This window comes from Agromyces sp. ISL-38 (assembly GCF_018613935.1).
Classification (GTDB): domain Bacteria; phylum Actinomycetota; class Actinomycetes; order Actinomycetales; family Microbacteriaceae; genus Agromyces.
In genome coordinates, this window is record NZ_JAGGPF010000010.1 from 493,442 (window position 1) to 518,457 (window position 25,016).

Below are 25,016 nucleotides of genomic sequence, written 5' to 3' on the forward strand. Positions count from 1 at the left end.
AACACCAGGAGCACAACCACATGAGACGAGCGAAGATCGTCGCCACCCTCGGCCCGGCGACGTCGAGCTACGAACAGATCCGGGCGATCATCGATGCGGGCGTCGACGTCGCTCGCATGAACCTGAGCCACGGCACCTACGACGTGCACGAGGGGGTCTACCAGAACATCAGGAAGGCCGCGAACGACTCGGGCCGGGCGGTTGCCGTGCTCGTCGACCTGCAGGGGCCGAAGATCCGGCTCGGCAAGTTCGAGGGCGGGCCGTACGAGCTCGCTGAGGGCGACACCTTCAAGATCACGACCGACGACATCGTCGGCACGAGGGAGATCGTCAGCACGACCTACAAGGGCCTGCCCGACGACGTGAGCGCGGGCGACTTCCTCCTCATCGACGACGGCAAGGTTCGCGTCGAGGTGCTCGAGACCGATGGCACCGTCGTCACCACCCGCGTCGTGGTGGCCGGCCCCGTGTCGAACAACAAGGGCATCAACCTCCCGGGTGTCGCGGTCAACGTTCCCGCACTCTCCGAGAAGGACGAGGACGATCTCCGCTGGGGCCTCGAGCTCGGCGCCGACCTCATCGCCCTGTCGTTCGTGCGGAACGCCACCGACATCACACGCGTGCACGAGATCATGGACGAGGTCGGCCGGCGAGTGCCGGTCATCGCGAAGATCGAGAAGCCGCAGGCCGTCGACGCGCTCGAGGAGATCGCCGAGGCGTTCGACTCGATCATGGTGGCTCGAGGCGACCTCGGCGTCGAGCTCCCGCTCGAGGCCGTGCCGATCGTGCAGAAGCGAGCGGTCGAGATCGCCCGTCGCCTTGCGAAGCCCGTCATCGTGGCAACGCAGATGCTCGAGTCGATGATCCACAGCCCGGTGCCCACCCGCGCCGAGACCTCGGATGTCGCCAACGCCGTGCTCGATGGCGCGGACGCCGTGATGCTCTCCGGTGAGACGAGCGTCGGCGACTATCCCGTGATCACAGTGCAGACCATGGCGCGCATCGTCGAGTCGACCGAAGAGCATGGTCTCGATCGCATCCTGCCGCTCGGCACGAAGCCGCGCACCCAGGCCGGCGCGATCACCCTCGCCGCCGTCGAGGTCGCCGACTTCGTCGGGGCGAAGTATCTGTGCGTGTTCACCGAGACGGGGGAGTCGGTTCGACGGATGTCCCGCATCCGTTCCGTCATCCCGATCCTGGCGTTCACGCCCGACCCCGCCATCCGGCGCCGCATGGCGCTGAACTGGGGCGTCGAGTCGTTCGTCGTCGACCGCGTGACCCACACCGACCAGATGGTCGGACAGGTCGACGATGTGCTCGCGAAGACCGGCAAGGCGGCCAAGGGCGAGAAGGTCGTCATCATCTCGGGTTCCCCTCCCGGAATCCCGGGCACCACCAACGACGTGCGCGTGCACGTCGTCGGCGACGTGCTCTAGGCTGCAGCCCGTCGGGCCCGGCATCCCACGGGGTGCCGGGCCCGACTCATGTCAGAATGCGGCTATGACCGTCGAGTTCGAATGCCGCACTCGCCTGCCGCTCAGCGTGCAGGAGGCATTCGACCGGTCGAGGAGCATCGACGCGCACACGGCGTCGATGGCCGCCTCGCGCGAGCGCGCTGTCGCGGGCGTCACCTCGGGTCTCATCGGCCTCGACCAGGAGGTGACGTGGCGCGCCTGGCACTTAGGCCTGCCGATCCGCATGACGAGCCGGATCACGCGGATGTCGCCGCCCGACGTGTTCGTCGACGAGCAGGTGAGGGGACCGTTCCGGTCGTTCCGCCATGAGCACCGGTTCGTGCCCGATCACGACGGTGGCACCATCATGATCGACCGGGTGCGGCTCGTGGCGCCGTTGGGAGTGCTCGGACGGGTTGCAGAGCTCGTCGTCGGCCCGTACCTGCAGCGTCTCATCGAGCGGCGCAACGCGTTCCTCCGCGACGCGACCGCGGGCTGAGCGCACTCGCGGGTCGGCATCGGGTGCCGGTGGTGGGGGTCGAACCCACACGCCCTTTCGGGCAAAGCATTTTGAGTGCTCCGCGTCTGCCATTCCGCCACACCGGCCAAGGGCCCTGCTCAGAATACCGTAGGCTTTCCTGCGTGACAGACACCGAAAGCACCCAGTCGGCGCCGCGCCGCGTCGTCGTGGCGGAGGATGAGTCGCTCATCCGCCTCGACATCGTCGAGATCCTTCGCGACAACGGCTTCGAGGTCGTCGGAGAGGCCGGTGACGGCGAGACCGCGGTGGCACTCGCGACCGAGCTTCGTCCCGACCTCGTGATCATGGACGTGAAGATGCCCCAGCTCGACGGCATCTCCGCGGCGGAGCGCCTCTCGAAGGGCCACATCGCTCCGGTCGTGCTCCTCACGGCGTTCAGCCAGAAGGAGCTCGTCGAGCGCGCGACCGAAGCCGGCGCCCTTGCCTACGTCGTGAAGCCGTTCACGCCCAACGACCTGCTGCCCGCGATCGAGATCGCCCTGGCCCGGCACGCGCAGATCATCGCGCTCGAAGCCGAGGTCGGCGACCTCGTCGAGCGTTTCGAGACCCGCAAGCTCGTCGATCGGGCGAAGGGCCTGCTCAACGAGAAGATGGGCCTCACCGAGCCTGAGGCGTTCCGCTGGATCCAGAAGGCGTCGATGGACCGCAGGCTCACGATGAAAGACGTCTCGCAGGCGATCATCGAGCAGCTCTCGCAGAAGAAGTAACGCCGACGCCGATCATCGGATGCCGCGACGACCCGTTCGTCGCGGCATCCGTCGTCTGCGGGACTAGGCCTGCTGCAGGTCGCGGATCAAGTTCGTGATACGGATCGTCGAGCACCGCCGGCCCTCTTCGTCGGTGACCGCGATCTCGTGCGTCGTGAGAGTGCGGCCGAGGTGGATCGGCGTGCAGACACCCGTGACCCAGCCGCTCGTGGCCGAGCGCGTGTGCGTCGCATTGATCTCGATGCCCACGGCGAGCCGGCCCTCGCCCGCCCACAGGTTCGCGGCCATCGAACCGAGCGACTCGCCGAGCACGACGTAGGCCCCGCCGTGCAGGAGCATCGCGGGCTGCGTGTTGCCCTCGACCGGCATCTTCGCGACCGAGCGCTCGACCGAGAACTCGAGGAACTCTATGCCCATCTTGTCGGCCAGCGCGCCGATTCCCCGGGCCAAGAGGTAGTCGATCGGATCGGTCGTCTGCGTCATGCTCGCCTTCGAGATCGGCCCGGCGAACCGTGTCGTCGGTCGCTTGTAGGCTTGGGGGGTGTCGGACGCAGAAAAGCCTACCCTCCTCGTGATCGACGGCCATTCGTTGGCGTTCCGGGCGTTCTACGCCCTCCCGGTCGACAGTTTCCAGACCCGCGATGGCCAGCACACGAACGCCATCCACGGGTTCCTCTCGATGCTCCTCCTGCTGCTGCAGAACGAGAAGCCAACGCACCTCGCGGTCGCGTTCGACATCTCGCGGTTCTCGTTCCGCAACCGCGACTACGCCGAGTACAAGGGCACCCGCAGTGAGACGCCGCCCGAGTTCAAGGGGCAGGTGCCGCTGCTGCAAGATGCGCTGAAGGCCATGCGCGTGCGCACGCTCGAGAAGGAGGACTTCGAGGCCGACGACATCCTCGCGACGCTCGCCGCGCGTGGCGTGGCCGAGGGCTACCGCGTGCTGCTCGTCTCGGGCGACCGCGACACCATCCAGCTCGTGAACGACGACGTCACACTGCTGTACCCGAACACCCAGGGTGTCTCGCAACTGAAGCGCTACGACACCGCCGCGGTCATCGAGCGCTACGGCATCCGTCCCGAGCAGTATCCCGACGTCGCGGCGCTCGTCGGCGAGTCGAGCGACAACCTCATCGGCATCACGAAGGTGGGCGAGAAGACCGCCGTCAAGTGGCTCGGCCTCTACGGCGACCTCGACGGCATCCTGGCCCACGCCGACGAGATCAAGGGCGTCGTCGGGCAGAACCTCCGCGACGAGAAGGAGAACGCGATCCGCAACCGGCGGCTCAACAAGCTCGTCAGCGATGTGCCGCTCGATGTCGCGCTCGACGAGTTCGCCACCCAGCCGATCGACGAAGACGCGGTGCGCGAGCTCTTCGGCCGTCTCGAGTTCAGAACGCTGCTCGAACGCGTGATGAAGATCGCCGCGGCGAACGGCAACGGCGGCATCTCGGCACCGGCCGAGGTCGAGGCGATCGAGCCGGTCGTCGAGGCCGTGGCAGCGCCATCCGCCCCCACACCTCGTCTCCTGCTCGACGAAGAGCTGGCGCTGTGGCTCGAGCGCGCGGTCGTGGCAGAACCTGCTGGTCTCGGGCTCAGTCTCGAGATCGTCGACGGCAAGGTCATCGGCGCCGGCATCGCGACCTCCGACGAGACCGTGCATCTGCCCTGGCAGCCGGGGCGCGCCGACTACGCCGCGTTCGAACGCTGGCTCGCAAGCGAGTCGCCGAAGATCATGACCGACGCGAAGACGCAGTTGAAGGCGCTCACCCGGTCGGGGCTCGCGTTCGACGGCCTCGTCGTCGACACGCTCGTGGCCGGATGGCTCGTGCGTCCGATCCTCGCCGAGAAGACGCTCGCCGACCTCGTGTCGCAGTATCTCGGCGAGACGGTTCCGCAAGCCGATCCGACCCAGCTGCTGCCCGAAGAGGGCACCGACGCAGGTGCGCCAGAGTATGCGTGGTACACGCTCCGCCTCGCACCAGTGGTGCTGCGCTCGCTGTCTGAGAGCTCCCGACGCCTCCTCGCCGAGGTCGAGATGCCGCTCGTGTCCGTGCTCGCGGCGATGGAGCTCCGCGGGGTCACGGTCGACCATCCTGAGCTGGCCACGCTGTCCGGCCAGCTGGCCGAGCGAGCCGCGGCATTGGCCGAGTCGGCGTTCGCCGAGATCGGTCGCGAGGTCAACCTCGGCTCGCCGAAGCAATTGCAGGAGGTGCTCTTCGACCAGCTCGGAATGCCGAAGACCCGCGCGACGAAGACCGGCTACACGACCGACGCGAGCGCCCTCGCCGACCTGCAGGAGTCGAACCCGCATCCGTTCCTCGGGTACCTGCTCGAGCACCGCGATGCGACGAAGCTCCGGCAGATCGTCGAGTCGCTCGACAAGGCGATCGCCGCCGACGGTCGCATCCACACGACCTACTGGCAGATCGGTGCGGCCACCGGCCGCATGTCCTCGAACGACCCGAACCTGCAGAACATCCCCATTCGCACTGAAGAGGGTCGCCGCATCCGCAAGGCCTTCCGTCACGGGCCCGAGTACACCGAGCTCCTCACGGCCGACTACTCGCAGATCGAGATGCGCATCATGGCGCACCTCTCGGGCGACCCGGGGCTCATCGAGGCGTTCAACGCCGGCGAAGACCTGCACCGATTCGTCGGTGCCCGGGTGTTCTCGGTCGACCCGGCCGATGTCACGCCGCTCATGCGCACGAAGGTGAAGGCGATGTCGTACGGCCTCGCCTACGGGCTCAGTGCGTTCGGACTCTCGAAGCAGCTCCGCATCGACCGCGCCGAGGCGACGCAGCTCATGAAGGAGTACTTCGAGCGCTTCGGCGCCGTGCGCGGCTACCTCCGCGGCGTCGTCGAGCAGGCGAAGATCGACGGATACACCGAGACCATTTTCGGCCGGCGTCGCGCGTTCCCCGATCTCGCGAGCCCGAACCGCGTCCACCGCGAGAATGCCGAGCGTGCTGCGCTCAACTCGCCGATCCAGGGATCCGCCGCCGACATCATCAAGGTCGCGATGTCGCGCGTCGAGGCCGACATCGCCGCGAGAGGGCTCGGCAGCCGCATGCTCATGCAAGTGCACGACGAGCTCGTCTTCGAGGTCGCGCCGGGGGAGTCCGAGGTGCTCGAAGAGGTCGTGCGCGATCGGATGTCCAACGCCGCCGAGCTCCTCGTTCCCCTCGATGTGCAGATCGGCCAGGGCGCGAACTGGGACGACGCGGCGCACTGAGCCGAGCACGCGCACCCCGAGGCATCCCCATCGTCGCGGTCTCCGATCATCCCTCGCCGTGCGTCGGAGGTGTGTCATAGGCTCGCTCCATGGCAGCGAGTGAACGCATTCCGACCGACATCGACCGCATCGCAGAGGAGTGGGTCGACACCCTCGTCGAGCTGAGCCCCACGCTCGGCACCTACATCGGTCGTGCCGAGGCCGACTCCCGCTTCGGCGACTACTCGCCCGAGGGCCTCGAACGGTCGGCCGAGGCCGTGCGTCACACCCTCGCGCAGCTCGACGCGGCGGCGGCGGTCGATGAGATCGACGCCGTCACACTCGCCGACCTCCGCAGCGAACTCACGCTCGACCTCGAGGCGCACGAGGCGGGCTTGCCGCTCCGCGACCTCAATGTCATCGCGAGCCCGGCACAGGAGATCCGCGAGGTCTTCGACCTCATGGCGACCGACGACCCCGACGACTGGTCCACGATCTCCACTCGTCTCGGCGCCCTGCCTGCTGCACTCGACGGCTACATCGAGACGCTCCGGCTCGGCATCGAGCGCGGCATCGTCCCGGCGGCGCGGCAGGTGCGTGAGGTCGCGGCGCAAGCGCACAAGCTCGAGCGCAACGGCGGCTTCTTCGCCGAGTTCACCGGGGGAGCGCCGGCCGAGTTGCCCGCCACCTTGCGTGCCGACCTCGCCGGGCGTGCTGCGCAAGCGGGGAGCGCCTATGCCCGGCTCGCCGCCTTCCTCGAGCAGGAGCTCCTTCCGGCAGCGGGCGAGCACGACGCCGTCGGCCGTGAGATCTATGCCCTCCAGTCGCGCCGCTTCCTCGGCGCCGTGATCGACCTCGACGAGACCTACGAGTGGGGCATCGAGGAGCTCGCTCGCATGGTCGACGAGCAGGAGTCCATCGCGCGCGAGATCGTGCCGGGGGCATCCGTCGCCGAGGCCATCGCCTTCCTCGACGGCGACGCGAGCCGCAAGCTCCACGGCACCGACGCCCTGCAGCGGTGGATGCAGGAGACGAGCGACCGGGCCGTCGCCGAGCTCGGTGCCACGCAGTTCGACATTCCCGCCGACATCCGTACCCTCGAGTGCATGATCGCCCCCACGCAGGAGGGCGGCATCTACTACACGGCGCCCACCGACGACTTCAGCCGGGCCGGCCGCATGTGGTGGTCGGTGCCCGAGGGCGTCACCGAGTTCGACACGTGGCGTGAGCTGACGACCGTGTACCACGAGGGGGTACCCGGCCATCACCTGCAGATCGGCCAGGCGGTCGTGAATCGCGGCAAGCTCAACACGTGGCGCCGGCAACTCGCGGGCACGTCGGGTCACGCCGAGGGCTGGGCGCTCTACGCCGAGCGGCTCATGGAGGGCCTCGGCTACCTCGACGACCCCGCCGACCGGCTCGGCATGCTCGACGGCCAACGGATGCGCGCGGCTCGCGTCGCGCTCGACATCGGCGTGCACCTCGGCAAGCAGCGCCCCGACGGTGAGGGTGTGTGGACAGGGGAGTACGCCCTCGCGTTCCTCCGCCAGAACGTCAACATGAACGAGGGATTCGTGCGGTTCGAGGTGAACCGTTACCTCGGCTGGCCGGGTCAGGCGCCGTCGTACAAGGTCGGCCAGCGCATCTGGGAGCAGTTGCGCGACGAGGTGAAGCGCCGCGAGGGCGCTGCGTTCGACATCCGCGAGTTCCACCGGCGTGCGCTCGACCTCGGCGGTGTCGGCCTCGACACGCTTCGCACGGCGCTCCTCGGCTGAGCGGAGGCCGGCCTCAGGTGCGGCTGGCGGAGCCTCAGGTGCGGCGGAGCCCTACTGTGACGGTTCCGGGCGAGCTCCACGTCGCATACAGGCGTGTTCCGCCCACGGCATCGGTGCCGTCGAGGAATGTGTACGCCTCGCCGGGGTGGTACTGCGGGGCGGGCGCGGCGCCCGTGGCGCCGTGCAGTGCGACCCGCACGGTGGTTCCCGCGGCCGTGATCGCGGCCGCGTCGTCGCCGAGGTGGTAGCGGCCGTCACCGAGGGGCGCTGCGCCGGCGACATCCGGTTCATCGCGCAGGGCGATCTCCAGCGCATGTGCAGTGGCGGGGCCGTCGGTCGTGACGGTGAGCTCGGCGCCGTCGTCGGTGAGCTTCGCCGTCATCGACGTGCGCAGGGGGAGAAGGTCCACCGACCGCTCGCTGAACGCCATCGCCGCCGCGAAGCGTCCTTCGAATTCGAGTGGATAGACGCCGTTCGATCGCCGGAGCTGCTCCGGCAGAGGTTGATAGTAGCCAGCGGCGAGTTCCTCGCGCAGCACGAGCCCGCCTGGATCAAGCGGGTCGTATTCGACCGATGAGGCGTGATCGCTCGTCCCTGAGCGTCCATGTGATTCTCGCCGTGGCTGTGTGCACCGGCAATTCGGGAAAACGCTTTCAGGTTTTCCGATACTTTGTCAAGATAAACTTACAAAGTCCGGACAAACGTCCACGGCGGTCGTTGACGTGGCGTCCGTTGGGTAGGAGACTCGGGCACGACGTGTGCCGCGCGCCCGTTCGAGGGGCCGCATTTCAGGCCACGCGCGTGCGTTCGACCCGCGGTTGCCGCTCGCGTCCGGATTCCGTTAGGATGGATCGTCACTCGTGTGACATCCCTGTCCGCATGCCCATCGCGGAACCAACAACACGCTCTACCTCTGCGACGGGCCCGATATTGTCCAATACGGAGCATTCACTACATGACAACCGCAACGACCAAGGCACCCAAGCAGGTCGCGATCAACGACATCGGATCTGCTGACGATTTCCTCGCCGCGGTCGAGAAGACTTTGAAGTTCTTCAACGACGGCGACCTCATCGAGGGCACCGTCGTGAAGATCGACCGCGACGAGGTGCTCCTCGACGTCGGATACAAGACCGAGGGTGTGATCCCCTCCCGTGAGCTTTCCATCAAGCACGACGTAGACCCCACAGAGGTCGTCAACGTCGGCGACACCGTCGAGGCACTCGTCCTTCAGAAGGAAGACAAAGAAGGCCGCCTCATCCTGTCGAAGAAGCGCGCGCAGTACGAGCGTGCGTGGGGCGACGTGGAGAAGATCAAGGAAGCCGATGGCGTCGTGACCGGTTCGGTCATCGAGGTCGTCAAGGGCGGCCTGATCGTCGACATCGGCCTCCGCGGCTTCCTCCCGGCTTCGCTCATCGAGCTCCGCCGCGTGCGCGACCTCACGCCGTACCTCGGCCAGGAGATCGAAGCGAAGATCCTCGAACTCGACAAGAACCGCAACAACGTCGTGCTCTCGCGCCGTGCGCTCCTCGAGCAGACGCAGTCCGAGTCGCGTTCGACCTTCCTCGCGAACCTCCACCCGGGCCAGATCCGCAAGGGCGTCATCTCCTCGATCGTCAACTTCGGCGCATTCGTCGACCTCGGCGGGGTCGACGGCCTCGTGCACGTCTCCGAACTGTCGTGGAAGCACATCGAGCACGCCAGCGAGGTTGTCGAGGTCGGCCAGGAGGTCACCGTCGAGGTGCTCTCCGTCGAGCTCGACCGCGAGCGCGTCTCGCTCTCGCTCAAGGCGACGCAGGAAGACCCGTGGCAGGTCTTCGCCCGTACCCACGCGATCGGTCAGGTCGCGCCGGGCAAGGTCACGAAGCTCGTGCCGTTCGGTGCGTTCGTCCGCGTGGCCGACGGCATCGAGGGTCTCGTCCACATCTCCGAGCTCTCCGGCAAGCACGTCGAGCTCGCGGAGCAGGTCGTGTCCGTCGGTGAAGAGGTCTTCGTCAAGGTCATCGACATCGATCTCGAGCGTCGCCGCATCTCGCTGAGCCTCAAGCAGGCCAACGAGGGTGTCGACCCCGAGGGCACCGAGTTCGACCCGGCCCTCTACGGCATGCTCACCGAGTACGACGAGCAGGGCAACTACAAGTACCCCGAGGGCTTCGACCCCGAGACCAACGAGTGGCGCGAGGGCTTCGAAACCCAGCGCGAGAAGTGGGAGCAGGACTACGCTGCCGCCCAGGCTCGTTGGGAGGCGCACAAGAAGCAGGTCGCGCAGGCGAACACCGCTGCGGCCACCGACGAGACGTTCGCCGGTGCTGCTTCGTACTCGAGCGATGCCGCCGGCGCGGGAACCCTCGCCGACGACGCGTCGCTCGCGGCGCTTCGCGAGAAGCTGTCGAGCAACAACTAGTCGTTCGCGACGAACGGAAGGCCGGTCCCCTCGGGGGCCGGCCTTCCGCCGTTTCAGGGCGCGGTCTGCGGATGTCGCGAGCGGCGGTTTCGCCGGCGCCGCACGAGTACGACCACCATGATCACGATGAGCACGATGCCGAGCACCACGAGCAGTGGGGCGAGCAATGCCGCGAAGGCGAGGGCGAAGCTGCCGACATCCTCCGCGGCACTTGCGACCGGTGCGCCGACGCCCCCGGTCGCGGCGTTGATGACCGGACGAGCGACCGCCTTCGCGAGGTGGACGAGGAGCGCGAGCACCACGCCGATGGCAATGGGCACCCAGTCCTGCGAGGCGACGAAGGCCTCGGGATCGGTCACCGCGGCCGTCGTGGCGCTGACTCCCGATCCGAATGCGAGGCCGCCAGCCGTGGGCCTCACGACCGTCTGCACGAGGTCGTTGGCGGAGTCGAAGCCCGGTATCTTGTCGGCGACGAACTCGACGATGAGCAGCACGACGAGAATTGCGAGGACCCACTCGTTCGAGAGCCACGCCCAACCCGGTGGCAGCTCGACGATCCCGGTGAAGCGGTCGAGGGCGCCGATGACCACGAGCGGTATCCACGCGTTCAACCCGGCCGCGAGTGCGAGCCCGGAGCCGGTGAGCAACTCGAGCATGGGCACCCCTCCCTGGCCTTCGCGTCGAGTGTCGCACGATTAGAGTGGAGGCGTGTATCTGATCGGTCTCACTGGCGGAATCGCCTCCGGAAAGTCCACCGTCGCGAGAAGGCTCTACGAGCACGGAGCAGTGCATATCGATGCCGACGAGCTCGCGCGTCGTGCAGTCGAGCCGGGCACCCCGGCACTCGCGGCGATCGCCAAGGAGTTCGGCCCCGACATCATCCGTCACGACGGCTCGCTCGATCGGGCGAAGCTCGGTGAACTCGTGTTCGGCGATCCGGAGGCCCGCGCCCGGCTCAACGCCATCGTGCATCCGGCGGTGCGAGAATTGTCCAGCCGGCTGATCGCGAAGGCGGAGCGGGAAGACCCCGATGCGGTCGTCGTGTACGACGTGCCGCTGCTCGTCGAGGCATCCGTCGATCACCCGTTCGATCTCGTGGTCGTGACGAGTGCACCGCGCCGCACGCAGGTCAAACGCCTCGTCGAGGAGCGCGGGCTCGACCCGATCCAGGCGGAGGCGCGCGTCGACGCCCAGACCGACAATGCGGCGCGTCTCGCGATCGCCGACGTCGTCATCGACACCGACGGTTCGGTCGCGCACACGATGAGCCAGACCGACGCGCTCTGGAACCGTATCGAGGAGGAGCGGGCCGGCCGCAGTGTCGGCGGGCGATCCTAGACTGGAGAGCATGCAGGCCACCCGATCCGTTCGACCGTTCGAGGTCGTCAGCGACTATCGCCCGAGCGGTGACCAGCCCGCTGCGATCGCCGAGCTCGCGGGGCGCATCAACGCGGGTGAGACCGACGTCGTGTTGCTCGGCGCAACCGGCACCGGCAAGTCCGCGACCACTGCGTGGCTCATCGAGCAGGTGCAGCGGCCCACGCTCGTGCTGGCGCACAACAAGACGCTCGCCGCGCAGCTCGCCACCGAGTTCCGCGAGCTCATGCCCAACAACGCCATCGAGTACTTCGTCTCGTACTACGACTATTACCAGCCCGAGGCCTACGTGCCGCAGACCGACACCTTCATCGAGAAGGACTCGTCGATCAACGCCGAGGTCGAGCGGTTGCGTCACTCCACCACGAATTCCCTGCTCAGCCGGCGCGACGTCGTCGTGGTCTCGAGCGTCTCGTGCATCTACGGACTCGGCACGCCCGAGGAGTATCTCGGCGCGATGATGCCGTTGACGGTCGGCCAACGGGTCGATCGCGACTGGCTCATCCGCAAGTTCGTCTCGATGCAGTACCAGCGCAACGACGTCGACTTCTCGAGGGGCAACTTCCGGGTGCGCGGCGACACGATCGAGATCATCCCGATCTATGAGGAGCTCGCGATCCGCATCGAGATGTTCGGCGATGAGATCGAGGCGCTCTACAGCCTGCATCCGCTCACCGGCGAGGTGGTGGCCAAGCTCGACGCCGTGCCCGTCTTCCCCGGCTCGCACTACGTCGCGAGCACCGATGTGATGCAGCGCGCGATCGGCACGATCCGCATCGAGCTCGAGGAGCGCCTTGCCGAGCTCGAGCGCGAGGGCAAGCTCCTCGAGGCGCAGCGCCTTCGAATGCGCACGACATTCGATCTCGAGATGATGGAGCAGATCGGGTTCTGCTCGGGCATCGAGAATTATTCGCGGCACATCGACGGCCGCGCCGCTGGTGAGGCACCGCACTGCCTGCTCGACTACTTCCCCGACGACTTCCTCGTCGTCATCGATGAGTCGCACGTCACCGTGCCGCAGATCGGCGCGATGTACGAAGGAGACTCGTCACGCAAGCGCACCCTCGTGGAGCACGGCTTCCGGCTGCCGAGTGCGCTCGACAACCGGCCGCTCAAGTGGGACGAGTTCAAGTCGCGCGTCGGCCAGACGGTCTACCTGTCCGCAACGCCGGGCCGCTACGAAATGGGCATCGCCGACGGCGTGGTCGAGCAGATCATCCGGCCGACCGGCCTCGTCGACCCCCAGATCGTCGTGAAGCCCTCGAAGGGGCAGATCGACGACCTGCTCGAGGAGATCCGGCTTCGCGCCGGGCGCGACGAGCGGGTGCTCGTCACGACGCTCACGAAGAAGATGGCTGAGGAACTCACCGACTTCCTCACCGAGGCGGGGGTCCGCGTGCGATACCTGCACTCCGACGTCGACACCCTGCGCCGGGTCGAGCTGCTCACCGAGCTCCGTGCGGGCGTCTATGACGTGCTCGTCGGGATCAACCTCCTGCGCGAGGGACTCGACCTGCCCGAGGTCTCACTCGTCGCGATCCTCGATGCCGACAAGGAAGGGTTCCTCCGCTCGTCGACGTCGCTCATCCAGACGATCGGTCGCGCGGCGCGAAACGTCTCCGGCGAGGTGCACATGTACGCCGACGTGCTCACCGACTCGATGAAGTCCGCGATCGACGAGACTACCCGTCGCCGCGACCGGCAGCTCGAGTACAACCGCGCGAACGGCATCGACCCGCAACCGCTGCGCAAGCGAATCGCCGACATCACGCAAGTGCTCGCGCGTGAAGAAGCCGACACCGCCGCTCTGCTCGCCGGTCGTGACGCGAAGCGGAAGGCGCCCGTGCCGAACCTCCGTCGTGAGGGCATCGCGGCAGCCGGGGCGAACGACCTCGAAGAGCTCATCCGTGACCTCAACGAACAGATGCTGCAAGCCGCGGGTGAGCTGAAGTTCGAGCTCGCGGCACGGTTGCGCGACGAGGTCTCCGACCTCAAGCGCGAGCTCCGCCAGATGGAGAAGGCCGGGCACCTCGGCTGAGGAACCTGCTGAATCCTCGCGGGCGACTGCTCGAGGGCGCGGCGCGTGAAACCGAGAATCGAACGTATGTTCGCTGACAGCACGCGCTGGCCGGGTAGGGGTGTCAGTGGGCTTCTCTAGACTCGTAGGGTGCCAGTTTCACGTCTCGATGCCCATTCGCGCCTGAGTGTTCGCGGTGCCCGCGTGCACAATCTGCAGAATGTCGATGTGGAGATCCCGCGCGACGCGATGGTCGTCTTCACCGGGCTGTCGGGGTCGGGCAAGTCGTCGCTCGCCTTCGACACGATCTTCGCCGAAGGGCAGCGTCGGTACGTCGAGTCGTTGTCGGCCTATGCGCGCCAGTTCCTCGGCCAGGTCGATCGTCCCGACGTCGACTTCATCGAGGGCTTGAGCCCGGCTGTGTCGATCGACCAGAAGTCGACGAACCGCAACCCGCGGTCGACCGTCGGCACGATCACCGAGATCTACGACTACATGCGACTGCTGTGGGCTCGCATCGGCGTGCCGCACTGTCCGGTGTGCGGCGAGCGAATCCAGCGGCAGACCGTGCAGCAGATCGCCGACCAGTTGATGGAGCTGCCCGAGGGCACGCGCTTCCAGATCGTCAGCCCCGTCGTCTCGCAGAAGAAGGGCGAGTTCGTCGACCTCTTCCGCGAGCTTGCGGCGCAGGGCTATTCGCGCGCGGTCGTCGACGGCGAGGTGATCCGGCTCTCCGAGCCGCCCACGCTGAAGAAGCAGGTCAAGCACGACATCTCGGTCGTGATCGACCGGCTCGTGGCCGGTCCCGATGTGCTCGGCCGGCTCACCGACTCGCTCGAGACCGCCTTGCGCCTCACCGACGGGCTCGTGCAGGTGAACTTCGTCGACGAGACCGGTCCTTCCGCGTGGAGCACGTTCTCCGAGAAGCTCTCGTGCCCGAATCAGCATCCGATCCAGCTCACTGAGATCGAGCCTCGCACGTTCTCCTTCAACGCGCCGTTCGGTGCCTGCCCCGAGTGCTCGGGTCTCGGCACGCGCATGTCGGTCGACGAGTCGCTCCTGCTCGGCGATCCCGCCCTCAGCATCTCCGAGGGTGTCATCCTGCCGTGGACCTCACAGGGCAAGAGCCTCTACAACTACTACGAGAAGCTGCTCGACGGCCTCTCCCGCGATCTCGGATTCTCACTCGCCACTCCGTGGGAGGAGCTCGCCGACGATGCACGCGCCGCAGTGCTCCGGGGCGACAACTTCGAGGTGAAGGTGCGCTGGCGCAACCGCTACGGTCGCGAGATGAGCTACAGCTCCGGATTCGAGGGCGTGGTGCCGTACATCGAGCGCCAGTACCTCCAGGCCGAGACCGATGCACAGCGCGCTCGCTGGTCGGAGTACCTTCGCGAAGTGCCGTGCCAGGTCTGCGACGGCAAGCGGTTGAAGCCCGAAGTGCTCTCGGTGCTCGTGCACGACATGAGCATCGCCGACGCGTGCCTACTGAGCCTCACCGACGCTCGTGCCTTCATGGACCGTCTCGACCTGACGCAGCGCGAGCAGACCATCGCGGCACAGGTGCTCCGCGAGATCAAGCTGCGCCTCGACTTCCTGATCCGGGTCGGGCTCAGCTATCTCGATCTGGCACGAGCCGCCGGCACGCTCTCCGGCGGGGAAGCCCAGCGCATTCGGCTCGCAACCCAGATCGGCTCAGGCCTGACCGGTGTGCTCTACGTGCTCGACGAGCCGAGCATCGGCCTCCACCAGCGCGACAACCGCCGGCTCATCGACACGCTCATCGCACTGCGCGACCTCGGCAACACACTCATCGTCGTGGAGCACGACGAGGACACCATCCGCACGGCCGACTGGATCGTCGACATCGGACCGGGTGCCGGGGTGAACGGCGGCACCGTCGTCCATTCGGGCAGCTATGCCGACCTCGTGAAGAACACGCGCTCGCTCACCGGCGATTACCTCTCGGGTCGCAAGGAGATCCCCATCCCGTCGCACCGGCGGCCGATCGATCCCGAACGGATGATCAGCGTGCAGGGCGCCGAAGCCAACAACCTCCGCGGTGTCGACGTCGAGTTCCCGCTCGGCACGTTCACCGCGGTCACGGGCGTGAGCGGATCCGGCAAGTCATCGCTCGTGAACGACATCCTCTATCGCGTGCTCGCGAACCGCTTGAACGGCGCCCGCAAGGTGCCCGGCAAGCATCGCCGCGTGACCGGCATCGATCAGCTCGACAAGGTGGTGCACGTCGACCAGGCACCGATCGGTCGCACCCCGCGTTCCAATCCCGCCACGTACACGGGCGTGTTCGACCGGATCCGCACCCTGTTCTCCGAGACGAATGAGGCGAAGGCACGCGGTTACCTGCCCGGTCGCTTCAGCTTCAACGTCAAGGGCGGAAGGTGCGAGGCGTGCTCGGGTGACGGCACGATCAAGATCGAGATGAACTTCCTGCCCGACGTCTATGTCGCGTGCGAGGTCTGCGGAGGCCAGCGCTACAACCGCGAGACGCTGCAGGTGCACTACAAGAGCAAGAACATCGCCGAGGTGCTCGCGATGCCCATCAGCGAGGCGGCGGAGTTCTTCGAGCCGATCTCGGCGATCCACCGCTTCCTGAAGACGCTCGTCGACGTCGGCCTCGGCTACGTGCAACTCGGCCAGAGTGCCACCACGCTCTCGGGCGGCGAGGCGCAGCGCGTCAAGCTCGCGACCGAGCTCCAGCGACGTTCGAACGGTCGAAGCGTCTATGTGCTCGACGAGCCGACCACGGGCCTGCACTTCGAAGACGTGCAGAAGCTGCTCAAGGTGCTCGGCAAGCTCGTCGAGAAGGGCAACACCGTCATCGTGATCGAGCACAGCCTCGATGTCATCAAGTCGGCCGACTGGATCATCGACCTCGGGCCCGAGGGCGGCTCCGGTGGAGGGCAGGTCGTGGCCACGGGCACACCCGAGCAGGTCGCAGAGATCCACGACAGCCACACCGGCTATTTCCTGCGTGAGATCTTCGGCGCGGCATCCGTGCGCGCCGAGGTCGCCAGCTGAGGCGATGAACGAGACCGTCGCGTACCGCCCGAGGGTGGGGGAGATCCCGACCTCTCCGGGCGTCTACCGTTTCCGTGACGCCGATCGACGCGTGCTCTACGTCGGCAAGGCGAAGAATCTCCGGGCGCGGCTGTCGAACTACTTCGCGCCGTTGCGGAGCCTGCACGAGCGTACGCGCCGCATGGTTACCACTGCGACGTCCGTCGAATGGACGGTGGTCGCGAACGACGTCGAGGCGCTCCAACTCGAGATCACGCTGATCAACGAGTTCAGCCCGCCGTTCAACGTTCGGTTCAAAGACGACAAGTCCTACCCCTACCTCGTCGTCACGCTCACCGATGAGGCGCCGCGGGCGATGGTGTCGCGTCGCCGCGGCATCCCCGGTGCGCGCTACTTCGGGCCGTACCCGAAGGTCTGGGCAGTCAACGAGACGCTCGAGGTGCTGCTCAAGCTGTTCCCGATCCGCACGTGCAAGGACTCCGACTACAAGCGCGCCATGGCGAGCGGCAGGCCCTGCTTCGCGGGGCAGATCGGGCGATGCTTCGGACCGTGCTCGAGGCTCGTCACGATCGAGGAGCACCGCGAGAACGTCGACAGGTTCGTCGCGTTCATGCAGAATCAAGACCGACGCATCATCGGAGAGCTGACACAGCAGATGAAGGCGGCAGCCGCCGCGCAGGACTACGAGACCGCGGCGCGCCGGCGTGATCAACTCCAGGCTGCCGAGTCCTTCTTCGAGAAGAGCGCGGTGGTGCTCGGCGAGTCGGTCGACATCGACGTGTTCGGCATCGACCACGACGAGCTCTCGGCAGCGGTGCAGCTCTTCATCGTGCGCGGCGGTCGGGTCCGCGGCGTGCGCTCCTGGACCGTCGACAAGGAGCTCGACGTTCCGCTCGGCGAACTCGTCGACTCGGTCGTGCAGAACGCCTACGCTGACGACATCCGTCCGCCTGGTGAAGTCGTCGTGCCCGAACTGCCCGACGACGCCGCCGCGCTCGAAACCTGGCTCGGAACGCTCGCCGGGCGCAAGGTGCGGCTCCGCGCCGCCCAGCGCGGCGACAAGGCGGCACTGCTCCAGACCGCGACGCAGAACGCGAAGCAGTCCCTGATGCTCTACAAGACGCGTCGGAGCGCCGACTTCACCACCCGGTCGCGCGCGCTCGAAGACATCCAGGAGGCGCTCGGCATGGCCGATGCGCCGCTGCGCATCGAGTGCTTCGACGTCTCGCATCTCAGCGGCACCAACATCGTCGCATCGATGGTCGTGTTCGAAGACGGGTTGCCGCGCAAAGACGAGTACCGCCGATTCACCATCCCGCAGTCGAGCGACGACACCGATTCGATCCACCAGGTGCTCACGAGGCGGCTCGCCTACCTTGCACGGCCGGAGTCGAACGGTGAGATCACCGGGGTCGGTGCGGCGGGCATCGATGGGCCGCACGCAACAACGGATGCCGCCGCCGCATCCGCATCTCGCAAGAAGTTCGCCTACCGCCCCAACCTCCTCGTCGTCGACGGAGGCCAGCCGCAGGTCGAGGCCGCGGCGCGTGCACTCGCCGAGTCCGGAGTCGAGGGCATCGCGCTCTGCGGCATCGCGAAGCGGCTCGAGGAGATCTGGACCCCCGATGCCGACTTCCCCGTGATCCTGCCGCGCAACAGCGACGCGCTCTTCCTCTTCCAGCGTGTTCGCGACGAGGCGCACCGGTTCGCCATCACGCATCAGCGGCAACGCCGCAAGCGCGATATCGGCTCGGTGCTCTCCGAGATCCCGGGTCTCGGCCCGTCGCGGGTGAAGCAACTGCTGCGTCATTTCGGCTCGGTCACGCGACTTCGTGCCGCGACGGAACTCGAGATCGCAGAAGTGAGCGGCATCGGGCCGGTGCTTGCGGCGACGGTGCATCGGCAGCTGCGCGCTGTCGGCGTGTCGGCGCCCCGGTAGGCTGGGGTGTCGACACGCGGAAGGGGACCTCGAGACGATGGCAGCTGAGGCCGAGCAGCAAGAGATGCTCATCGTCACCGGGATGTCCGGCGCGGGCCGATCCACCGTCGGCAATGCACTCGAAGACCTGGGCTGGTATGTCGTCGACAACCTGCCTCCGCAGATGCTGCGCCCGCTCGTCGAACTCGTCGAACGCGCCGGCGCGTCATTACCCCGTATCGCGGCGGTCGTCGACATCCGCGGCGGCAACTTCTTCTCGGAGCTCCGCGAGATCATCCAGGCGTTGCGCACGGGCGTGAACGTGCGCGTCGTCTTCCTCGATGCGACCGACGCCGTGCTCGTGCGCCGTTTCGAGTCGGTGCGACGACCGCACCCGCTGCAGGGGTCGGGCACGCTGCTCGACGGCATCGGCGACGAACGGGCACGTCTCGCAGAGCTTCGGGAGGCGAGCGACATCGTCGTCGACACCACCGACCTCAACATCCACCAGCTGGCGAATCTCATCACCGAGACCTTCGCCGAAGAGGGGCAAGCCGGACTCCGCGTGACCATGCTGAGCTTCGGATTCAAGTACGGCGTGCCATCCGACGCCGATCTCGTGGCCGACGCCAGGTTCCTGCCGAACCCGTTCTGGGTTCCCGAGCTCCGCCATCTCTCAGGTGAAGACAGCGCGGTGTCGGAGTTCGTGCTCGAGCAGGCGGGCGCACGCGAGTTCATCGACGCCTATGCCAAGGCACTGGAGCCGGTCCTGGCGGGCTACCAGCGGGAGAACAAGCGGCACGCGACGATCGCGATCGGATGCACGGGGGGCAAGCATCGCTCGGTCGCCATCATCCGGGAACTCCGCAAGCGGATCGAGCAGATGCCCGGTGTCGCCGTGAGTGTCAAGGATCGCGATCTCGGTCGCGAGTGACCCCGGCGTGACGTGGCATTCGAATGAGGCGTGACGACAAGATGACGAAAGATTGGACGTGAAGTGGCATTGACCGCGGATGTGAAAGAAGAGCTCGCGCGAGTCGACGTGCCGAAGACGAGCGTGAGGTCCGCGGAGCTCGCGTCGGTGCTGCGCTTCGCCGGCGGGCTCCACATCATCTCCAGCCGCATCGCGATCGAGGCGGAGCTCGACACGCCCACGATCGTGCGCCGCGTGACACGCGATCTCGGCGAGATCTACGGCGTGCGCCCCGACGTGTCGGTGATCTCCCCATCCGGCATCCGTCGTTCGAACCAGTACCTCGTGCGCGTGCTCGACGGGGGAGAGACGCTCGCCCGTCAGACCGGCCTCCTCGACGCGCGCCGCCGACCGGTGCGTGGGCTGCCGAACAAGCTCACGACGGGTTCACGTGACGAGGTCGCGGCCATCTGGCGCGGCGCGTTCCTCGCGCAGGGGAGTCTCACCGATCCAGGCAGGTCGGCTGCGCTCGAGATCACGTGCCCGGGCAATGAGACCGCGATGGCGCTCGTCGGCGCCGCCGGCCGGCTCGGCATCTCGGCGAAGGCGCGTGAAGTGCGTGGCGTGCACCGAGTCGTGATCCGCGACGGCGAAGCGATCAGCGCGATGCTCGCCGTGATGGGCGCCACCGAGACCGTGCGCAACTGGGAGGAGCTCCGGCAGCGCCGCGAGGTGCGGGCCACGGCGAACCGGCTCGTCAACTTCGACGACGCGAACCTGCGCCGCTCGGCCCAGGCCGCCGTCGCCGCATGCGCACGCGTCGAGCGTGCCATGGAGCTCCTGAGCGACGGCATCCCCGATCACTTGAAGTACGCCGGCGAGCTGCGCCTCGCCCACCGCGATGCAAGTCTCGACGAGCTCGGCCATTACGCCGACCCGCCCATGACGAAGGACGCCGTGGCCGGCCGCATCCGTCGCCTGCTCGCGATGGCCGACAAGCGCGCCGCCGAACTCGGCGTGCCGGGCACCGAGGCGAGCCTGCCCGCCGACCTCGACGACGTCTGAGCGGCTTCCGCCCGAGAGCGTCGCTGTGCGTCATGCGCCACGCGGGCGCCGCTCGCGACGGGCATAGACTCGAAACGCAGCCGCGGAACACCGGGCAGGAGCCCGGCACGCCCGGCATCTGAGAAGGAGAAGCAATGGCTGACTACACCCTCCCGGATCTCGCCTACGACTACTCGGCGCTCGAGCCGAGCATCAGCGGCACGATCATGGAACTGCATCATTCGAAGCACCACCAGGCCTACGTCACCGGCGCGAACACCGCGCTCGCGCAACTCGCTGAAGCCCGCGACTCGGGAAACCTCGCGAACGTCAACAAGCTCGAGAAGGACCTCGCGTTCAACCTCGGCGGGCACATCAACCACTCGATCTTCTGGACGAACCTCTCGCCCAACGGCGGCGACAAGCCCACCGGCGAGCTCGCATCGGCGATCGACGACGGATTCGGCTCGTTCGACAAGTTCCAGGCCCACTTCACGGCGACCGCGCTCGGTGTGCAGGGCTCCGGGTGGGCGGTGCTCGCCTGGGATTCGATCGGGCAGCGCCTCATCATCGTGCAGTTCTTCGACCAGCAGGGCAACCTCCCCGCGGGCATCGTGCCCCTCCTCATGCTCGACGTCTGGGAGCACGCGTACTACCTCGACTACAAGAACGTGCGTGCCGACTACGTGAAGGCGTTCTGGAACATCGCAGACTGGGCGAACGTCCAGGAGCGCTTCACCACCGCACGCGAGAAGACCTCAGGGCTGCTGCTACTGTCGTAGCGGACGGTGTCCCCGGACCCGTCCGGGGACACCGCTGTCCGATCAATTCACCCTTGCAATAGCGCGATCGCGCACCGTCAAACAGGAGACATCCGTGTCTGTAAAGATCGGCATCAACGGCTTCGGCCGCATCGGCCGCAACTACTTCCGCGCCGCCCTTGCGCAGGGCGCAGACCTCGACATCGTCGCGGTGAACGACCTCACCGACAACAAGACACTCGCACACCTGCTGAAGTACGACTCGATCACCGGGCGACTCGACGCGACCGTCGAGTTCGACGAAGGACAGATCATCGTCAACGGCAAGGCGATCAAGGTCTTCGCAGAGCGCGACCCCGCCAACCTGCCCTGGGGCGAGCTCGGAGTCGACATCGTCATCGAGTCGACCGGCTTCTTCACGAAGGCCACCGACGCGCGCAAGCACATCAACGCCGGTGCCAAGAAGGTGCTCATCTCGGCTCCCGCCACCGATGAGGACGCGACGTTCGTCATGGGCGTCAACGAGCACGAGTACGACGCTGAGAAGCACCACATCATCTCGAACGCCTCGTGCACCACGAACTGCCTCGCGCCGCTCGCCAAGGTGTTCAACGACGAGTTCGGCATCGAGCGCGGTCTCATGACCACGGTGCACGCGTACACGGCCGACCAGAACCTGCAGGACGGCCCGCACAAGGACCTGCGTCGTGCGCGTGCGGCCGCCGTCAACATCGTGCCGACCTCCACGGGCGCCGCGAAGGCCATCGGCCTCGTGCTGCCCGAGCTCGTCGGCAAGCTCGACGGCTTCGCGCTGCGCGTTCCCGTTCCCACCGGTTCGATCACCGACCTCACGGTCACCTCCTCGCGCCCGGTCACCGTCGACGAGGTCAAGGCCGCCTACAAGGCTGCCGCCGATGGTCCCATGAAGGGCATCCTGAAGTACACCGAAGACGAGATCGTCTCGAGCGACATCGTCAGCGACCCGCACTCGTCGATCTTCGACGCGGGCCTGCTGCGCGTCCTCGGCGACCAGGTGAAGCTCTCGAGCTGGTACGACAACGAGTGGGGTTACTCCAACCGTCTCGTCGACCTCACCGAGTACGTCGCCGAACGTCTCTGAGTCGAGTCATCGTGACCCTGCGAACGATCGATACCCTCGGTCCGCTCGCCGGCAAGCGCGTCGTCGTCCGTTGTGACCTGAACGTTCCTCTCCAGAACGCGGTCATCACGGACGACGGCCGCGTGCGGGCATCGGTCCCCACGCTCGAGGCCCTCGTCGGCCAGGGCGCCCGCGTGATCGTGGTCTCCCACCTCGGGCGGCCCGACGGCGCGCCCGACCCGAAGTACAGCCTCGCACCGGTCGCTGCGCGTCTCGGTGAGCTGCTCGACGCCCCGGTCGGCTTCGCCGCCGACACGGTCGGCACGGATGCCGCGGCCAAGGTCGCGGCGCTCGGCGACGGCGAGGTGCTCGTGCTCGAGAACCTCCGGTTCAACCCGGGGGAGACCAGCAAGAACGAGGCGGAGCGCACCGCCTTCGCGGGAGAGCTCGCCGCGTTCGCCGACGCCGTGGTGTCCGACGGATTCGGTGTCGTGCATCGCAAGCAGGCGAGCGTCTTCGAACTCGAGGACCTCCGGCCGAGCGCGGCCGGACTGCTGATCGCGACCGAGCTCGAAGTGCTCGACCGCCTCACCGAATCGCCGGAGCGCCCGTACACGGTCGTGCTCGGCGGATCGAAGGTCTCCGACAAGCTCGGGGTCATCGCACACCTGCTGCCCCGTGTCGACACCCTGCTCATCGGCGGCGGCATGCTCTTCACGTTCCTCGCCGCGCAGGGACACAAGGTCGGCTCGAGCCTCCTCGAGGAAGACCAGATCGAGACGGTGCGCGGATACCTCGCCGAGGCGACGCAGCGTGGCGTTTCGATCGTGCTGCCGACCGACGTCGTCGTGGCATCCGCCTTCTCGGCCGAGGCTGAGCACGTGGTGACGGCCGCTGATGCGATCGAGCAGACGCCGTTCGGGGCATCCGGACTCGGCCTCGACATCGGGCCCGACACTGCGGCGGTCTTCGCCGAGCACATCCGCGGCTCGAAGACCGTTTTCTGGAACGGGCCGATGGGCGTGTTCGAGCTCGCGCCGTTCGCTGCGGGCACCCTCACGGTGGCGGAGGCCCTCACCGCAGTCGATGGCCTCAGCGTCGTCGGAGGAGGAGACTCCGCGGCCGCGGTGCGGCAGCTCGGGTTCTCCGACGACCAATTCGGTCACATCTCGACGGGCGGAGGCGCAAGCCTCGAGTTCCTCGAAGGCAAGAAGCTCCCCGGACTGGAGGTCCTCGGATGGCAGTGAAGCGCACCCCGTTCATCGCAGGCAACTGGAAGATGAACCTCGATCACCTGCAGTCGATCGCGTTCGTGCAGAAGCTCGCGTGGAGTCTCTCCGACGCGAGGCATGACTTCGCCGACGCCGAGGTTGCGGTGTTCCCGCCGTTCACCGACCTGCGATCGGTGCAGACGCTCATCTCGGCCGATTCGCTCCCGATCTCGTACGGCGCCCAGGATGTCTCGGCGCACGACTCCGGGGCATACACGGGTGAGATCTCGGGGGCGTTCCTCGCGGCACTCGACTGCCGATACGTGATCATCGGACACTCCGAGCGACGCACCCTGCATGGGGAGAGCGACGACGAGGTCAACGCGAAGGTGCTCGCAGCGCATCGGCACGGCCTCATCCCCGTGCTGTGCGTCGGCGAGACCGCCGAAGACCTCGAGGCCCACGGCCCGAGCGCCGTGCCGGTAGCGCAGCTGCGCGCCGCCCTGGAAGGCGTCGACGGGTCGAAGGGACTCGTCGTCGCGTACGAGCCGGTCTGGGCCATCGGCTCGGGTCAGGCCGCGACGCCCGCCCAGGCCGAACAGGTCGCCGCAGCTCTCCGCGGCGTGCTCGCCGAGGTCTTCAGCGAGGAGACCGCCCAGGCGACGCGTGTGCTCTATGGCGGCTCGGTCAAGGCGGCGAACATCGCCTCGTTCCTTCGCGAGCCGAACGTCGACGGTGCACTCGTCGGCGGGGCGAGCCTCGACATCGACGAGTTCTCGAGCATCGCGCGGTTCAAGAAGCACGTCGGCGCCTGAGCGAAGCCTCCTCGGCCGCGGCTCGCGTGCCGTTATACTGATTGTCGGCCCGACCCCCTGCGTCGTGCCCGGAAAGGTTCACCGTGGAGATTCTCCAGGTCGTCCTGCAGGTACTGCTCGGTCTCACGAGCCTCCTGCTGACGCTGCTCATCCTGTTGCACAAGGGCCGTGGCGGCGGTCTCTCCGACATGTTCGGTGGAGGCGTCACCTCGAGCCTCGGCGCATCCGGTGTCGCTGAGCGCAACCTCAACCGGATCACGATCATCCTCGGCCTCATCTGGGTGACTTGCATCGTCGTGCTCGGTCTCATCACCAAGTTCGACGCCGGAATCTGACGGGGGAGAAGAACATGGCATCAGGAAACAGCGCCATCCGTGGCTCGCGCGTGGGCGCGGGGCCGATGGGCGAACAGGATCGTGGCTTTCACGCCGATCGCGTCGCGGTGAGCTATTGGGATGCCCAGGGCAATGAGACGGTGCGGTACTTCGCGGCGAACCTGCCCGAAGAGGAGATTCCCGACATCATCGACAGCCCGTCCACCGGGCTGCCTGCCGGGCGCGATCGCGAGAACCCGCCCTCGGTTTCGAAGCTCGAGCCCTACAAGACGCACCTCGCCTACGTCAAGGAACGTCGCACCGACGAAGAGGCCGCTGCCCTGCTCGACGACGCACTCACGCAGTTGCGCGCCCGCCGCGGACAGGCCTGACCTTCCCGAACGCGC

21 protein-coding genes and 1 tRNA gene are annotated in these 25,016 nt (G+C 67.2%); 18 read left to right on the plus strand and 4 right to left on the minus strand.

The window, feature by feature from the left end; all coding sequences use genetic code 11:
* The first annotated feature begins 20 nt into the window (after window positions 1–20).
* Together pyk and J7E25_RS12545 are read left to right on the plus strand one after the other, a co-directional pair.
* Window positions 21–1,436, plus strand: coding sequence for a pyruvate kinase (gene pyk / locus J7E25_RS12540; RefSeq protein ID WP_214870453.1), 1,416 nt, complete (start codon window positions 21–23; stop codon window positions 1,434–1,436).
* Window positions 1,437–1,500: 64 nt separating this feature from the next.
* Window positions 1,501–1,953 carry an SRPBCC family protein gene (locus J7E25_RS12545; protein WP_214870454.1) on the plus strand — a complete coding sequence of 151 codons (453 nt, stop codon included), beginning with the start codon at window positions 1,501–1,503 and terminating at the stop codon, window positions 1,951–1,953.
* 24 nt (window positions 1,954–1,977) lie between these two features.
* Here the strand turns inward: J7E25_RS12545 and J7E25_RS12550 are convergent.
* Window positions 1,978–2,060 (minus strand) — tRNA-Leu (locus J7E25_RS12550).
* Window positions 2,061–2,096: 36 nt separating this feature from the next.
* On the opposite strand from J7E25_RS12550, the gene J7E25_RS12555 reads away from it, so the two are divergent.
* Window positions 2,097–2,702, plus strand: a complete 606-nt coding sequence (locus J7E25_RS12555) for an ANTAR domain-containing response regulator (RefSeq protein WP_129521215.1) — start codon at window positions 2,097–2,099, stop codon at window positions 2,700–2,702.
* 63 nt (window positions 2,703–2,765) lie between these two features.
* Here J7E25_RS12555 and J7E25_RS12560 read toward each other — a convergent pair whose 3' ends face one another.
* Window positions 2,766–3,185, minus strand: coding sequence for a hotdog fold thioesterase (locus tag J7E25_RS12560; RefSeq protein WP_214870455.1), 420 nt, complete (start codon window positions 3,183–3,185; stop codon window positions 2,766–2,768).
* A 58-nt stretch (window positions 3,186–3,243) separates the two neighbouring features.
* Between J7E25_RS12560 and polA the strand changes: the two genes are divergently transcribed.
* Both polA and J7E25_RS12570 read left to right on the plus strand, forming a co-directional pair.
* On the plus strand, window positions 3,244–5,940 hold the full coding sequence (polA, locus tag J7E25_RS12565) for a DNA polymerase I (RefSeq protein WP_214870456.1): 2,697 nt from the start codon (window positions 3,244–3,246) through the stop codon (window positions 5,938–5,940).
* Window positions 5,941–6,029: 89 nt separating this feature from the next.
* On the plus strand, window positions 6,030–7,694 hold the full coding sequence (locus J7E25_RS12570) for a DUF885 domain-containing protein (protein WP_214870457.1): 1,665 nt from the start codon (window positions 6,030–6,032) through the stop codon (window positions 7,692–7,694).
* 34 nt (window positions 7,695–7,728) lie between these two features.
* Here J7E25_RS12570 and J7E25_RS12575 read toward each other — a convergent pair whose 3' ends face one another.
* Entirely contained in the window at window positions 7,729–8,103 is a 375-nt protein-coding gene (locus tag J7E25_RS12575) for a hypothetical protein (protein ID WP_214870458.1), read from the minus strand.
* A 546-nt stretch (window positions 8,104–8,649) separates the two neighbouring features.
* On the opposite strand from J7E25_RS12575, the gene rpsA reads away from it, so the two are divergent.
* Window positions 8,650–10,098, plus strand: coding sequence for a 30S ribosomal protein S1 (gene rpsA / locus J7E25_RS12580; protein WP_214870459.1), 1,449 nt, complete (start codon window positions 8,650–8,652; stop codon window positions 10,096–10,098).
* A gap of 53 nt (window positions 10,099–10,151) precedes the next feature.
* Here rpsA and J7E25_RS12585 read toward each other — a convergent pair whose 3' ends face one another.
* Entirely contained in the window at window positions 10,152–10,754 is a 603-nt protein-coding gene (locus J7E25_RS12585; RefSeq protein WP_214870460.1) for a DUF4126 domain-containing protein, read from the minus strand.
* A 52-nt stretch (window positions 10,755–10,806) separates the two neighbouring features.
* Here J7E25_RS12585 and coaE point away from each other — a divergent pair, with 52 nt between their 5' ends.
* The 12 genes from coaE to J7E25_RS12645 all read left to right on the plus strand — a co-directional run bounded on the left by coaE (window position 10,807) and on the right by J7E25_RS12645 (window position 25,001).
* The gene (gene coaE / locus J7E25_RS12590) at window positions 10,807–11,436 is read left to right on the plus strand and encodes a dephospho-CoA kinase (protein WP_214870461.1); all 630 of its coding nucleotides are present in this window, start codon (window positions 10,807–10,809) and stop codon (window positions 11,434–11,436) included.
* A gap of 10 nt (window positions 11,437–11,446) precedes the next feature.
* Window positions 11,447–13,513, plus strand: coding sequence for an excinuclease ABC subunit UvrB (gene uvrB, locus J7E25_RS12595; RefSeq protein ID WP_214870462.1), 2,067 nt, complete (start codon window positions 11,447–11,449; stop codon window positions 13,511–13,513).
* 129 nt (window positions 13,514–13,642) lie between these two features.
* On the plus strand, window positions 13,643–16,534 hold the full coding sequence (gene uvrA / locus J7E25_RS12600; protein ID WP_214870463.1) for an excinuclease ABC subunit UvrA: 2,892 nt from the start codon (window positions 13,643–13,645) through the stop codon (window positions 16,532–16,534).
* 4 nt (window positions 16,535–16,538) lie between these two features.
* On the plus strand, window positions 16,539–18,473 hold the full coding sequence (uvrC, locus tag J7E25_RS12605; RefSeq protein ID WP_214870464.1) for an excinuclease ABC subunit UvrC: 1,935 nt from the start codon (window positions 16,539–16,541) through the stop codon (window positions 18,471–18,473).
* A gap of 37 nt (window positions 18,474–18,510) precedes the next feature.
* Window positions 18,511–19,386, plus strand: a complete 876-nt coding sequence (gene rapZ, locus J7E25_RS12610; protein WP_214870465.1) for an RNase adapter RapZ — start codon at window positions 18,511–18,513, stop codon at window positions 19,384–19,386.
* Between the two features lie 63 nt (window positions 19,387–19,449).
* Window positions 19,450–20,430: a DNA-binding protein WhiA gene (whiA, locus tag J7E25_RS12615; RefSeq protein ID WP_214870466.1), complete on the plus strand. Its 981-nt coding sequence runs from the start codon at window positions 19,450–19,452 to the stop codon at window positions 20,428–20,430.
* Between the two features lie 134 nt (window positions 20,431–20,564).
* On the plus strand, window positions 20,565–21,191 hold the full coding sequence (locus J7E25_RS12620) for a superoxide dismutase (protein WP_214870467.1): 627 nt from the start codon (window positions 20,565–20,567) through the stop codon (window positions 21,189–21,191).
* A 94-nt stretch (window positions 21,192–21,285) separates the two neighbouring features.
* Entirely contained in the window at window positions 21,286–22,290 is a 1,005-nt protein-coding gene (gene gap / locus J7E25_RS12625) for a type I glyceraldehyde-3-phosphate dehydrogenase (protein ID WP_214870468.1), read from the plus strand.
* An 11-nt stretch (window positions 22,291–22,301) separates the two neighbouring features.
* Window positions 22,302–23,516: a phosphoglycerate kinase gene (pgk, locus tag J7E25_RS12630; protein WP_214870469.1), complete on the plus strand. Its 1,215-nt coding sequence runs from the start codon at window positions 22,302–22,304 to the stop codon at window positions 23,514–23,516.
* Window positions 23,507–24,295 carry a triose-phosphate isomerase gene (gene tpiA, locus J7E25_RS12635; protein WP_214870470.1) on the plus strand — a complete coding sequence of 263 codons (789 nt, stop codon included), beginning with the start codon at window positions 23,507–23,509 and terminating at the stop codon, window positions 24,293–24,295. Before pgk ends, tpiA begins: the two co-directional genes overlap by 10 nt.
* A gap of 83 nt (window positions 24,296–24,378) precedes the next feature.
* Window positions 24,379–24,630 (plus strand): preprotein translocase subunit SecG, encoded by a 252-nt coding sequence (gene secG / locus J7E25_RS12640; RefSeq protein ID WP_214870471.1) that lies wholly within the window; start codon window positions 24,379–24,381, stop codon window positions 24,628–24,630.
* A 14-nt stretch (window positions 24,631–24,644) separates the two neighbouring features.
* On the plus strand, window positions 24,645–25,001 hold the full coding sequence (locus J7E25_RS12645) for an RNA polymerase-binding protein RbpA (protein WP_214870472.1): 357 nt from the start codon (window positions 24,645–24,647) through the stop codon (window positions 24,999–25,001).
* Window positions 25,002–25,016 lie beyond the last annotated feature (15 nt).

Bases quoted from the DNA above. Each gene is read 5' to 3' on its own strand.
- pyk (WP_214870453.1), top strand. From the start codon at position 21: ATGAGACGAGCGAAGATCGTCGCCACCCTCGGCCCGGCGACGTCGAGC.
- J7E25_RS12545 (WP_214870454.1), top strand. From the start codon at position 1,501: ATGACCGTCGAGTTCGAATGCCGCACTCGCCTGCCGCTCAGCGTGCAG.
- J7E25_RS12560 (WP_214870455.1), bottom strand. From the start codon at position 3,185: ATGACGCAGACGACCGATCCGATCGACTACCTCTTGGCCCGGGGAATC.
- J7E25_RS12570 (WP_214870457.1), top strand. From the start codon at position 6,030: ATGGCAGCGAGTGAACGCATTCCGACCGACATCGACCGCATCGCAGAG.
- rpsA (WP_214870459.1), top strand. From the start codon at position 8,650: ATGACAACCGCAACGACCAAGGCACCCAAGCAGGTCGCGATCAACGAC.
- J7E25_RS12585 (WP_214870460.1), bottom strand. From the start codon at position 10,754: ATGCTCGAGTTGCTCACCGGCTCCGGGCTCGCACTCGCGGCCGGGTTG.
- uvrB (WP_214870462.1), top strand. From the start codon at position 11,447: ATGCAGGCCACCCGATCCGTTCGACCGTTCGAGGTCGTCAGCGACTAT.
- uvrC (WP_214870464.1), top strand. From the start codon at position 16,539: ATGAACGAGACCGTCGCGTACCGCCCGAGGGTGGGGGAGATCCCGACC.
- rapZ (WP_214870465.1), top strand. From the start codon at position 18,511: ATGGCAGCTGAGGCCGAGCAGCAAGAGATGCTCATCGTCACCGGGATG.
- J7E25_RS12620 (WP_214870467.1), top strand. From the start codon at position 20,565: ATGGCTGACTACACCCTCCCGGATCTCGCCTACGACTACTCGGCGCTC.
- tpiA (WP_214870470.1), top strand. From the start codon at position 23,507: ATGGCAGTGAAGCGCACCCCGTTCATCGCAGGCAACTGGAAGATGAAC.
- J7E25_RS12645 (WP_214870472.1), top strand. From the start codon at position 24,645: ATGGCATCAGGAAACAGCGCCATCCGTGGCTCGCGCGTGGGCGCGGGG.